The organism is Pseudomonas sp. NPDC089918 (assembly GCF_050280605.1).
In the GTDB taxonomy this organism is placed as follows: Bacteria; Pseudomonadota; Gammaproteobacteria; order Pseudomonadales; family Pseudomonadaceae; genus Aquipseudomonas.
The window spans coordinates 136,256-148,098 of sequence record NZ_JBNNVP010000006.1 but is presented as its reverse complement, the minus strand read 5'-3'; the positions used below and the strand labels follow the sequence as shown (position 1 = coordinate 148,098).

At 53.3% G+C, this 11,843-nt stretch carries 11 protein-coding genes; 4 read left to right on the top strand and 7 right to left on the bottom strand.

Going from position 1 to position 11,843, the window contains the following annotated elements; all coding sequences use genetic code 11:
• Window positions 1–10 precede the first annotated feature (10 nt).
• The 3 genes from ACQKPC_RS06790 to ACQKPC_RS06780 all read left to right on the top strand — a co-directional run bounded on the left by ACQKPC_RS06790 (window position 11) and on the right by ACQKPC_RS06780 (window position 3,357).
• Window positions 11–766 carry an EAL domain-containing protein gene (locus ACQKPC_RS06790; protein ID WP_427623761.1) on the top strand — a complete coding sequence of 252 codons (756 nt, stop codon included), beginning with the start codon at window positions 11–13 and terminating at the stop codon, window positions 764–766.
• Between the two features lie 38 nt (window positions 767–804).
• Window positions 805–1,473, top strand: a complete 669-nt coding sequence (locus tag ACQKPC_RS06785; RefSeq protein ID WP_427623760.1) for a winged helix-turn-helix domain-containing protein — start codon at window positions 805–807, stop codon at window positions 1,471–1,473.
• A gap of 489 nt (window positions 1,474–1,962) precedes the next feature.
• Entirely contained in the window at window positions 1,963–3,357 is a 1,395-nt protein-coding gene (locus ACQKPC_RS06780; protein ID WP_063340351.1) for an undecaprenyl-phosphate glucose phosphotransferase, read from the top strand.
• A gap of 208 nt (window positions 3,358–3,565) precedes the next feature.
• Here ACQKPC_RS06780 and ACQKPC_RS06775 read toward each other — a convergent pair whose 3' ends face one another.
• Window positions 3,566–3,832 carry a hypothetical protein gene (locus tag ACQKPC_RS06775; RefSeq protein WP_427623759.1) on the bottom strand — a complete coding sequence of 89 codons (267 nt, stop codon included), beginning with the start codon at window positions 3,830–3,832 and terminating at the stop codon, window positions 3,566–3,568.
• Window positions 3,833–4,626: 794 nt separating this feature from the next.
• On the opposite strand from ACQKPC_RS06775, the gene ACQKPC_RS06770 reads away from it, so the two are divergent.
• Window positions 4,627–5,634, top strand: a complete 1,008-nt coding sequence (locus ACQKPC_RS06770; protein ID WP_427623758.1) for an acyltransferase family protein — start codon at window positions 4,627–4,629, stop codon at window positions 5,632–5,634.
• Window positions 5,635–6,235: 601 nt separating this feature from the next.
• On the opposite strand, the gene ACQKPC_RS06765 is transcribed toward ACQKPC_RS06770, so the two are convergent.
• The 6 genes from ACQKPC_RS06765 to ACQKPC_RS06740 form a co-directional block, all read right to left on the bottom strand.
• Window positions 6,236–6,595: a VanZ family protein gene (locus ACQKPC_RS06765; RefSeq protein ID WP_427623757.1), complete on the bottom strand. Its 360-nt coding sequence runs from the start codon at window positions 6,593–6,595 to the stop codon at window positions 6,236–6,238.
• Window positions 6,592–8,694, bottom strand: coding sequence for a YjbH domain-containing protein (locus ACQKPC_RS06760; RefSeq protein ID WP_427623755.1), 2,103 nt, complete (start codon window positions 8,692–8,694; stop codon window positions 6,592–6,594). The genes ACQKPC_RS06765 and ACQKPC_RS06760 overlap by 4 nt, the downstream gene beginning before the upstream one ends.
• Window positions 8,691–9,458 (bottom strand): capsule biosynthesis GfcC family protein, encoded by a 768-nt coding sequence (locus ACQKPC_RS06755; RefSeq protein ID WP_427623754.1) that lies wholly within the window; start codon window positions 9,456–9,458, stop codon window positions 8,691–8,693. The genes ACQKPC_RS06760 and ACQKPC_RS06755 overlap by 4 nt, the downstream gene beginning before the upstream one ends.
• The gene (locus ACQKPC_RS06750; RefSeq protein ID WP_427623753.1) at window positions 9,455–10,114 is read right to left on the bottom strand and encodes a YjbF family lipoprotein; all 660 of its coding nucleotides are present in this window, start codon (window positions 10,112–10,114) and stop codon (window positions 9,455–9,457) included. Before ACQKPC_RS06750 ends, ACQKPC_RS06755 begins: the two co-directional genes overlap by 4 nt.
• Window positions 10,115–10,128: 14 nt before the next feature.
• Window positions 10,129–11,241 (bottom strand): polysaccharide biosynthesis/export family protein, encoded by a 1,113-nt coding sequence (locus ACQKPC_RS06745; RefSeq protein WP_427623752.1) that lies wholly within the window; start codon window positions 11,239–11,241, stop codon window positions 10,129–10,131.
• A gap of 87 nt (window positions 11,242–11,328) precedes the next feature.
• Window positions 11,329–11,601, bottom strand: a complete 273-nt coding sequence (locus ACQKPC_RS06740) for a hypothetical protein (protein WP_401173533.1) — start codon at window positions 11,599–11,601, stop codon at window positions 11,329–11,331.
• Between the last annotated feature and the right edge of the window lie 242 nt (window positions 11,602–11,843).

The following is an 11,843-nucleotide window of genomic DNA, read 5'->3' as shown; positions in this document are numbered from 1 at the left end:
GGACTAGGAAATGGAGCCCAGCAGGCAAGCTATAGCGCACGAAAACTTCGCATTGGTATTCTTCAGGCAATCGATTCTGAAACGAAACGATGAACTGTTCGGCAGCGAAATCTATGCCAAGGCGACCAAACAGGAGACACCTCTGAACAAGGGGTATCAACAACTGCATTCCGATCATCCACTGGCGACTTATTACGAAGTCCTCACACGGATCCAATTGAATGCCCTCTCACAGATTGAGGCGACACCTTCCCATTCCGCACCGGCACCAAACAAACTGTTCGTGACCATGAATCAATCTGCTTTATTGGATAAAGCGCTGATCAAGGAAATGAACGATGCTCAAGCGATACTCAAAAAGCATGAGCAACAGCTAATCCCCAGCATTAACAGCAGTTCGTTCCTGTCGTTCAACCTGAAAGAAAAAAGAACTATTATCAATCATATTCACTTATTGAAAGACAATGGTATCGAGATCGCTTTCGATGGCTATGATTTAAGCGACGACAGCACCGAAAAACTGATCAGCCTGGCCCTCTTCGATTACATAAAAGTGGACCTGACCAAATCCAATTTCGACATCATGGTCGAAAACAGCCAGGATTTTTTCAACAGGTCTTATGACTGCCTAAGCGGCATGATCCATGACAGCAAGATCAAATTCGTGGCGGACAGGGTGGAGCACAAAGCGCTACACACACTGGCTCGCAGCATGCCCTTCGACTTTTTTCAGGGGAGGTACTACTCGCCGACTGAGCTTATTTAAGTTTTGAAAATTTCACCAGACTAGGAAGGAACCTTATTGTGAATACGCTGAATAACAGCTTTCTGATTTTCACCCGCGACCAACTGGCACGACAAGCAATCGAATCGCTTCTCGCGCAACGCCTGTATTTATCTGTTGAAATCGAGTCAGGTAAACTCAGCAGCGAACGCATCCGAAAGAGTCGATTCACGCACATCCTGCTCGACCAGGCGGACATATCGCTAAGCGATGTCAGTTTCATCCGTAAAAATCAAAAAGATGCGGAAATCATCCTCATAACACCCAACTCTGAATCTTCAGAACTCAATCACTTCTCGCACTTCGGTGTTGATGGCTTTCTCAAGAAGCCGGTGGCTGACGAAGAGTTCATCTCGGCAGTCAGTCGGGTTAAAGAGTCCCAGGGCAATCCTGATATCTGGTGGTTTAACGCTGACGATCGAACACTGGCCAAAGAAGACATCACTATTCCATTGACCGGTACCGAATCGTTAATGCTCACCCAACTGGTACTCAGCGATCGACGTGTACTCAGCAAAAACGATCTTATTCTACGCATCGACAAAGACCCGGACCAATATAGCGGCCTTGAAATGTGCCTGAGCCGATTGCAGAAAAAGTTCAAGACGGCAGCCAATGGAGAACGGCTGATCCGCTCGGTTAGAAACCGTGGTTACTGCCTGGCACAAAGGATAAGAGTCGCTTACTGAGCGAAGGATCGCAAAAAACAATAACAATAAACGCGATTCTCCGCCCCACTTGATACACCACCCACACCCACCACCTGCCTCTTCCCATCGCATATCCTGACTATCGCCATAAACTCTCCTATGGCGCACGCTCCGCTTTCCCCTCGCCTAGCCGGCAAACGTTTTTCGAATGCCGCAATTATATAGATGATTGAGCGATATCCTCCTAACAAAACAGCACGACCTTTTATAACAAGGCCTCTAAAAGAGTGGCCGTTATAATTCGTCAGACACCCACGAAGATTTAGGTACTAGTATAAAACCAGACACTGAGACAACCGTATCAGCTGACTTTAAAACAAAGCCTGGATGGCCAGCCATAAGCCCCGTTATTCCCTTCTAATAATAAAAACATTTCCTGACTGACGCGCTCGCTCAGCCTTTGTGCGTGGCTGCCATTTATTAACCGTCGACTGATACACAACGTGGCGCAGGCCCGAGGACACCGCGATGGTACATAATCGTATTAATCGAAATAACATAACCAAAGGACTGACCTTCTGGGGGCAATGGATAATTGCCATCACTTCGGTCAATACATTGTTATTTGGTCTGGCGTTGTACCAGACAGGAGAAATCGACGCCCATTATCGTGTGCTTGCAGTACTCACGTTCCTCGGTTCGGTCCCTTCCTACTCCCTGCTGCTGGTCTATCACAAGCAGCATAGCTACCTCAGCGGCTTGGCGCGTCTGCTACTGGGATGGCTGCTGCTGCTGGCCGGACTGACCAGTATTGGTTTTTTCAGCAAGACCAGCGAATTGTTCTCCCGGGAAATCATCGTGGTCTGGGCCACGGCCGGTTATTGCATTCAGGCCTTGCTGTACCTGCCATTGCACAGTTTTTCCAAGCACTACCAGCGGCAATTGCACAGCCAGTACAACACCCTGATTATCGGCACCGATCAACTGGCGGTGAATCTGGCAGACAAACTGACCAAAACCGAGTATCCGCCGCTGGTGGGCCTGATCAGCTCAAATCCCAACGAGCTATCGACCCAGGTCAATGCCCACCGGGTTCTGGGCCCATTGCAGGAACTGCGTGAGCTGATCCAGGTGCACGACGTCCGGCGGCTGTACATCGCGCTGCCCTTGAGCGAAGCCAAACAGGTCGAGGCGCTGTACATCGACCTGCTCGACGCCAATGTCGATGTGGTCTGGGTTCCCGACCTGGGCAGCATGACCTTGCTCAATCACTCCATCAGCGAACTGGACGGCCTGCCTGCCATCCACCTCAATGAAAGCCCGCTGACCAGTTACCCAACAGCAGCGCTGAGCAAGACCTTGCTGGACAGAAGCCTCGCCGCCCTCGCGCTGATCGGCTTCAGCCCTCTGCTTCTGGTGATCGCCGCCGCCGTGAAGATTTCTTCCCCGGGCCCGATCATCTTCAAACAGGAGCGGCACGGCTGGAACGGCAAGATCATCAAAGTCTGGAAGTTCCGCTCTATGCGCTTGCACGACGACCACCAGGTCCGCCAGGCCGGCCGTGAAGACCCACGCATTACTGCGGTCGGCCGCTTCATTCGACGCACCTCCATCGATGAACTGCCGCAGTTCTTCAACGTGCTGCAAGGCCATATGGCGCTGGTCGGGCCACGGCCACATGCGGTCGCCCATAACGACTACTACACCGGCAAGATCCAGGCTTACATGGCCCGCCATCGAATCAAACCGGGCATCACCGGGCTGGCCCAGATCAGCGGCTGCCGTGGCGAAACCGAGACCCTCGACAAGATGCAAAAGCGTGTGGAGATCGACCTCAACTACATCAACAACTGGTCGTTGTGGCTCGACATCAAGATCCTGATCAAGACCCCTTTTACGCTGTTTTCCAAGGATATTTATTAACTGCTGCGATGTTCACCTTCTATTCTTCAGCTAGCGGTTAACAACGCTGCAATCCGGGCAGTCAGACTTATGACTGCCCGGCCCCCCTCTATCTCATCTCCTTCGCACTCTTTTTTTGTAGCCGCTGCCAAAGGCTGCGCTCTGACGAAGCAGTCGTGAATTTGGGGCCAATCTTTATATTCTTTGTGGTGATACAGGAAATTGGGTTTTAAGCAGAGATGGCAAAAAAATTCGAATACGACGTGGCCAGTGATGAGCCAACCTGAGACTGACCTCCAACTGTAAATCCTTCGATACACGCTAGAGGAAAATGCTTCTGGCTTTCACTTTTCAATCGGCGATTAGCGCCATCGCCGTAAGCACAGTCTGGCTTCGCCGCGCCGAATACGGCAATCACCCGGACCAGCACGGTCTCGGTACCGGCGCGGATGTCCATCCGTTCAGTGGCGAGCCAGATGACGTCGACGCGGATCATCGAGTGAGCCCGCAGACGAGGCGTGCGCAGCTATCAGGATCGGACGTTGGCTATTTCACTGTGAGCGTTTGATGCCCGACTGGCAGCTCGACAATCACTGACGATTTGGGCTAGGGCTTCGGCTCAACCTTCAAAGGTATGAACGCAGGTAACTATGCTGGCGGTCGATCACAATAAAGCGGGAGTCATTTGCGGATGACGTTAGCGTTGATGCCGTGTTAGATGGCAACCCCGGAAGCCGTCACGCCTGGTTGCAGGCACTCCTGAACAACCGACAATTTCGTCTGTTCTGTGTAGTTTTTCATGCCCCCCCGATGTTGATGTCCAAACTTTCGGGGCCAGATCAAAATATGCAGATACCATCGCACTTAATATTGTAGTTCGGACGATGTGTTGGCTGGACGCTTACAAATAATCTGCTAAACGTTATGGTTGACGAGCATAAGAAACCAACACACACAAGAGTGAACACTTCATCACCTAATTGACCTTTCGACATAGCAAACGGCGGGGTAAGTTTGTGCACTGCACAATCCTTCGAATCTAACTTAGCGTACGAAGCAAACGCGCCTCAAGCCTCTCCTCTAAAAGCCTAACAAGACCATCACGTTATTATTTGTCAGCCATCATAACGCGCACCAATTCACAATAAATGGTAAAGAATCTTGTTTAGACGCACTCCATCCGCAGCCCCTTAAGAGCATTGAAAATTATAAATCCTGACCACACACAAAACATAGAACACCATAAAGCCAAGTCATTCCAGCCGGAACATTCACAGAAGGAGAAGTAAAATGCTTATTGGAATTCACTACATGCGAGGATTAGCCGCATTAATGGTCGTGATTTTTCACGCAATAAGCTTTATGGTTATTTACAAAAATTACAACTCCCCTTTCGCTCATCACATATTAGCGACAGGCGTGGATATTTTTTTTGTAATTAGCGGCTTCCTGATGGTAAAAACCACAGAAAAATACAAAGGAAGCAGGCTAGACTGGAAGTCCTTCCTCTATAAAAGACTAGTACGAATAACCCCAATGTACTGGACCATTACAATACTAATCGCCCTTGCGATAATGTACAAACCGTCGCTATCTGAAAAGACCATTGATGTCGACTTCTTAATCAAGAGCCTTTTGTTTCTTCCTACAAAAATCCCAAACAGTGATGTACAGTCCACCATTATCCCAGTCGGATGGACTTTAGTTTATGAAATGTTTTTCTATATGGTTTTCGCGGCTTTCACTGCCATTAACTACCGCAAGGGCCTCGCCGCAATCATTCTTATGTTTTGCATGCTTTCACTTGCTCATAGTCAATTCGACAATTACTACCTAACTCTTTATACAAATCCTATCATATTAGAGTTTTGCTTAGGAATGATCATAGCGAAACTCTCTACCCCTTCTAGCAAACACGCCCTACTGCTGATGGGTCTTGGATTTTTGGCCCTAACGACCGGCGCATACTTTGATGGCCCGCATTTCAACACTCGATTTTTAAGTGCGGGATTTGGTGCCGCCCTCATTATTTATGGCGCCAGCGGACTAAAGCTGAAGAAAACATTAGTCATCCCCAAACTTTTAGGTGACAGCTCTTACACCACCTACCTAATACATATGTATGTGATCAAAGCTGGCGCAAAATTTCTACCCCCAAGCTTTGTCTCATGCCTGATACTGGCAGCTTTCTCAATTGCGGTCGGACACATAGTGTATTTATTAATTGAATCCCCTATACAAAAAACAATTTTTAACTTTAAAAACAGAAGCCGCCCAGAGTTACAAGTAAGAACCTAATCAGTAAATTTGGACTGTGCAGTAATCGGCTAGAGTTATTTGGGGGATCCTATACAGACCAACCCTATCGATAGACGCTCTGAAGATCAGCCAGCTTTAGCTTCAGGGGCTAGCTGAAGTACCTAAGTCAGATCCTCCGCTTCGATGCAATAGTGTCCAGGAGGATCTGCCACAGCTTTTTACATCCTAGGGCTTAGGGTGTTTATCTTTAACTGCCTGAACTTGGACAGCCATTTCGATAGCAGCCCCCCCCCTCCATAAAGCGTCTAGTTGATAGCTTAATGCCTCGTGATCATCGGCCAAGACTACGTTCCTTTAACGCAGCCCGAGTCGAACGCAGCCTTGCAAGCTCGGCTGCGGCGACAGGCATTAGCCCGGATAAAGTGGCAAGAGAGTTGGCAAGAGAGGTATTGCTGGAGGGAATTGAAGAGAGCCATCAAGGTGTTGGGGGCGCAAAAGCTGATGGCGCTGATAGGCTGAGAGGCCCTTTATTTTTCAGACTTCAGAAAAGCAAATGCCCCGACAAGTCGGGGCATTTTCTTTAAACCATCGCAGGTTGCGTTTTCACACAGCCTGAAACTCCGGGCGTTTTTAACGCCTTTCAGCGCACCCAATACCTTGAAATCAATAACCCCATCAACACGCCGACAGTATTTGCCAGCATGTCGTAGGGCGAAGCCGTGCGCAGTGGCATCAAACCTTGCATGGCCTCGATGAGTACGCCAGTGAGCAAACACCCCACGGCGACCCAGCGAAATTTCACAGTGGGAAAGGCCAGGCGGCAGCTGCACGCAAATACCAGAAAGCCAATCCAGTGATGGAGCTTGTCCTCTTCGACAAACAGCTCCGGGATCGGCTGAGAGCGCAAACCCGCGAATAGCAGAATCACGGTCACCGCGGCAAAGACCAGGCCCCGGAGCCAGAATGGTAATTCGACCAAGCCCTTGAGCCACGTGATCATTCGGTAATTTTCTCGAAGTTGTTGTAGAACAGGTCGCTATCACGTCCGTCGGTCATGGTTTGCAGCGAGTAGGCACGGCTCAGGCGTGCACCGCCATCGCGGGTCAGTGGCGCCCAGACGATGTTGGCCCGACGCATGGTAGAGGTACTCATCAGTTCGTCGAACGGGATGGAAACATAGATCCCTTTGTCGAAGCTGCCCTCGCCATACTCCTCCTTCGACGCGCTGGTCAGCGTGACCCAGGCGCCAAACTTCACGCCGTTCTTGAACACCCGCGACAAGTCCACGGTGGTGCCCCAGTCCCGCGCCAGATAACGCCCGACGCTGACTGCTGCAAGCATGTCATTGGGCAGTTCAGTATAGCTGGTGACATGGCCCGTCACGGTCTTGTAGTCACGCAGGCCAAAGCCCTGATCATAATCGCGCTGGCGCACGAAGTTCAGGTCAGCGCCCACCGACCAGCGTTTCCCCGTGGGTCGATACAGCACTTCGCTGCCAACGCCAGCGTACATGGATTCCAGATAGCCGCCGTAGACCATGCCATACAAGTCCTGATCCAGCTGTTTTGCATGGTTGAACTGGAACGTCGGCATCGTCACATCGGAGGTGGTCATGTATTGACGCAAATCGGTGCGCACTCGCGGCAGCCCGCTCGGCGCATCGTAGGTGAACTTGTCGTAGTTGTTCAGCAGGTTGACACTGAGCAAACCGCTCCACCAGGTATTGCGGGTGAAACGGTACTCCGCGTCGGCATCGGCAGTGAACTGATAAAGCAATCCATCAGGGCCGCCGATGTTCTGTTTGTAGCCCAGGCCGAGGCCATAGGTGAACGGTTCCAGCGCCTGGGTGTAGAGCGTGGTTTCCCGGTGCGCCATCGCCGGGTTGACCTCGGTCGTACGGTGCAAATCCTTCAACGGCTGGTCATTGTTCACGACCGCGCGGAACGTTTCGCGCGGCACGCTGGTTTCCTCGATGGACATGTCATAACGCTGATTCACCAGGGTGAACCAATCGATGTCCTGATTGACGCTGTTATCAAGAATCCGGCTGGCTCGCCCGACGGCTTTGGACGGATAAAAATAGCGAGACTGCTCACCATAGACCATCAACTCGGAGCCACGCTGAGTGATGCGTTTCACCTTGTAGCCGGCATTTTGCTGCAGCCGGTTGGAGACATCGGCCCAGTTGACCTGGTCAGCCGGAGTCGACGGCTCCTGCGCCGGCAACGGCTCGGCGGGAGGGTCGTACGTCTTGGCCGGTGCCTTGCGGCTGACAAAGTTGGTGTGCAGGGTAATGCCGAACATCGCCGTATTGCCACGCTCCCAGCCAGCACTCAGATCGATACTGTCCGCGAGTTTGTAGACCACGCCGATGTTGATCGGCAGGTCCTGCTTGATCGAGTTGTCCAGCGGTTCATTCTTGTAATCGTTGCCCTCGTACTCAAGCTTCAGGCTCAGCGGTGCCCACGGTGTTTGATAGGCGATCCCGCCAAACAACGAAGGGTGGCCCCTGAAGTAAGCATTGGTGTTCACGTCCCCTGCCCTCGCGACAGCCGCCGAGCTCTCTGGTCGGTCGTTGAACTTGCTGCCGAAGACCGCCAGCGGGTTGCTGAAATCCCCTCGATTACCCAGATAGCCCCAGGCAATGCCAAGGCTGAAATCCAGGTCGCCATAACGCTTGTTGGCGACGAAATACTCGCTGGAAAACAACCCGGTACCGCCGATGTCCCGGGCTCCAATGGCGACTTGCGGCGCCCAGCGAGTTTCTTCCCAAAGCCGCGCCTTGATGTCAATGGCCTTGTCTTTGAAGCTCTGGTCGCCGCTAAAATCCTCGGGACCGTAATTGCGGTTGGTGATCGCCGTGTAACGAAACGAGCCCTCCAGCCAATCGAGCGGCTGCAAGGAAAAACTGTAGCGCGAATAAGGGTCAGTACGACTGGCCGTGGCGCTCAACTCCCCCGCGGGGGCCATACGCGCGGTGGGGGTCTGTAACAGACCGACGCCACCAAAATCACTCTGGGTGTAGCGCGGTTCACCGTGAGCAAATCCGCAGGGCAGGAGCAATACAGCAGCAAAACGTAACTTAAAGGGGTACTTCAAGGGGCCACCTCAGCCAAGGGTTGAGTGGCGAGAAACTCGGCCAGTTGTTGATTGAGCTCGGGAGTCGGCACCTCAAGGTCGTCGTTCCTGATCGGCACCAGGATCTTGCTGCCAGGAGCAGCCACGACGCCCTCCTCACGGTTCCATGCCGCCACGCCCACACGCCGCACCTGGCCGTCGGGCTGAATCAGCCATAAATAATCGCGTTCGGCATCGTCGAGAATGGTGCAGTCCAGAGCATAAGCACGGACTTCCTGCAGGCCGCGGTAAGGCACATGACAGGACTGCGCGACTGCCCCAAGGACTTCAACAGTGGACGGCCGCGCGGGATAAATAAGTCGGTCACCATCATCCAGCAAAGCGTTGCGGGCGAAGCCCACTTCCACGGCGATCGGGTCGAGCACCGCGACCTGACGCCCGGTGACCGGCAGCCGCTCGATCTGCTCATACAGGCGCTTGCTCAAGTCTGCTCGCGTGCCCTTGCCATCCAGCAAGGCACCCCGTTGTAGCAACTTCAGATCGAACAAGACGCCGGCCTTCAAACGCGTTTGCTGATCCTCCAATGAGCGGTGCAGCCACGCAGCACCCAGCCAGTAACTTTCGGCGTTGGGTTGGGCCTCTCGAATGACGTCCATCAAACGTGCACCGGGTTTGACGTCGACGGGCCCGGGGCTGCGCACATCACCACTCACCGTGACGGCTGCCTGGCTCATGCCCGGACCGATCAAGAACAAACCCAGCAACAAAAGGTTCGGACACTTCAACGGGCAGCCCCCCGATCAGGGCGTAACTGCACGATTTTCAGGAACAATTGCGGCGTCAGGTGCTGCTCGCTGCGCAAGATGAAACCGTCCTGGGGGTCGACCCAGTAGCGGTTGGTGGCGTGGAAATTCAGGGTGGGTGCATCCACCTGCTCGTCGATGCGCAGCAAGGCGTAATCCTTGTCCAGAATGCTGATGGTCTCGATGCCATGGGTGCTGAAACGGCTGTCGACCGCAATGCCGATACGGTTGCCGTCATAGATGTCGATCCAGCGCGTGCTGGTATAGCCATCAGGCAAATGCTGAAGGCCGCGCTTGAACGGCGACTCTTCATTAAAGCGAGTGCCGTCAAGAGAAACGCCCAGCCCGACGGTGCGTACCACCAGACCGTCGCGCATCATCAACACTTGCTTGCCGGAAGCAACCCAGAACTGCAGGTCACCGCGCCGACGGGCCATGGCCATCACCCCCTCGCTGGAGGTGGTGGTGACCAGGATCTGCGGATACGGCACGGCGTCGACCTGAGCACGGGTCAAGTGGATGGAGGCAGGCCCCGTGATGGAAGCTCCAAGGGTGTCCCAGGAAGCCTTCATCAACGGATTACACCCGCACAACAAGAGCGCCATCGTCAGACAGGCACAGGTAGGCAAAATTTTCACGGCGGGATAGAGCCTTATCTGCTGTTAGCTTCGCTGAGGTTATTAACAGAGCTGGCGCCGGTCCCGAGGACTGCGGCCGTAGGCAGAAGCTGGCTGATCAAACGGTTCCAGCGCGTCACGCCGGCCGGACCAACGTAGACGATGTCTTGCGGTTGCAAATCGAAACGGGTGGCCAGCACCAGGGCCGAAGGGGATTCGGCATCGAGCTGGAACACTTTGGCCGGTTCAGTTTCAAGGTTATCCGCGCCGCGAATCACGTACACCGCGTTGCCGTTGGAGGTGTTCTGGTTCAAGCCACCCACCGTGCCCAGAGCATCGGTCAGGTTGATCGATTTGCTCTTGAAGCTCAACGCGCGAGGCTGGTTGACCTCACCCATGACATAGATTCGCTTTTGGTCGTTATAAGGCAAGTACAACCGGTCGCCACCCTTGAGGTAAACGCCCTGCAGCTGTGCGTCCGGGCGATTGAGCATGTCCAGATCCAGCTTGTATTCGCGCCCGTCACGGGTCAGCGTCAGGCCCGACAAATCTGCGTTCAACGGGTCCACACCGGCCGCGCCAACGGCCTCCACCACACTCAACGGGTTGGTGGTGATCGGTTGCTGGCCAGCTTTGAGTACCGCACCGGAAACCACCACGGTTTGGCTGGCGAAACGCAAAACGCTGACGTCAACCTGTGGGCTTTCGACAAATTGCGATAAACGCTCGGCGATATAGGCTCTCAGCTCTTCAATGGTTTTACCCGCGGCCGGAATATTACCGATGTAGGGATAAAACAGCGTGCCGTCCGGACGAACCAGTCGACCGTTGGCATCGATTTGCTGTTGCGGGCCAGAAGGCGCCGTCAACTCGGGGTGATCCCAGACCGTGATGAACAACAGGTCATTGGCACCCACGCGATAACCGCCAGGCACATAGGACGACAATGCTGCGGGAACCGATTCGCGAACTTGCGTGGCGGCATCCATGGCAATCAATTTAGGCGTGATCGGAATAAGCTCCACCCGGCTACTTTCCGGAGAACCATCACTGACCATTTGACTGGTGTCCATGTGTTGACCAGGCGAAAACATACAGCCGGACAAGCTGATACTTGCCAGCATAACAACAGATAATCTACGGATCATAATGGCACTACGCTAGTCGAGGGCAAATCTAAAACAAGATCACCCAGAAAGTTCTGAGTGATCTTGAACAACACACTTCGCGGGGTATTAGTTGGTACCGGTAGTACCACCGGTGCCGGTGGTGCCGCCTGTTCCGGAGGTACCGCCATTGGAGCTGCCACCGGAGTTTGAAGCGGCCACTGCAGCGCCAGCGATTGCCGCGCCGATCACAACAGTTTCGGCGACCGTCACGTCCCCGACCAGCGGGGTGTTCAACGACAGTGGCTCGCTTTCGCTCACCGTCTTGCTCACTGGTTCATCCGCTGCCAACGCCGCGGTACTCATGACAGCCAGCAAGCCGGCCGTAAGTAGTTTCTTCATATCAGACTCCTTCTCGACATCAACTATGCATTAGATTTGATACTAGGGACCGGGAATGAACAGCAGGTGAATAGAACTGACACCCGTATATTGAACGAGACAGTTCATGCACATTGCCTCCTTTGGAGGATGTCATTTATAGGCATTGCATGCCATATGCCGAGCCTCCTCACCTCATCCTCAAAAGCGCTTGCGCAGGGCAGGACGCTTTGACGAAAAGGAGATTTTTCAAGACGTTCACT

Excerpts from the sequence above, each read along its gene's own strand:
- ACQKPC_RS06790 (WP_427623761.1), top strand. The coding sequence starts at position 11 with ATGGAGCCCAGCAGGCAAGCTATAGCGCACGAAAACTTCGCATTGGTA.
- ACQKPC_RS06780 (WP_063340351.1), top strand. The coding sequence starts at position 1,963 with ATGGTACATAATCGTATTAATCGAAATAACATAACCAAAGGACTGACC.
- ACQKPC_RS06775 (WP_427623759.1), bottom strand. The coding sequence starts at position 3,832 with ATGATCCGCGTCGACGTCATCTGGCTCGCCACTGAACGGATGGACATC.
- ACQKPC_RS06770 (WP_427623758.1), top strand. The coding sequence starts at position 4,627 with ATGCTTATTGGAATTCACTACATGCGAGGATTAGCCGCATTAATGGTC.
- ACQKPC_RS06765 (WP_427623757.1), bottom strand. The coding sequence starts at position 6,595 with ATGATCACGTGGCTCAAGGGCTTGGTCGAATTACCATTCTGGCTCCGG.
- ACQKPC_RS06745 (WP_427623752.1), bottom strand. The coding sequence starts at position 11,241 with ATGATCCGTAGATTATCTGTTGTTATGCTGGCAAGTATCAGCTTGTCC.
- ACQKPC_RS06740 (WP_401173533.1), bottom strand. The coding sequence starts at position 11,601 with ATGAAGAAACTACTTACGGCCGGCTTGCTGGCTGTCATGAGTACCGCG.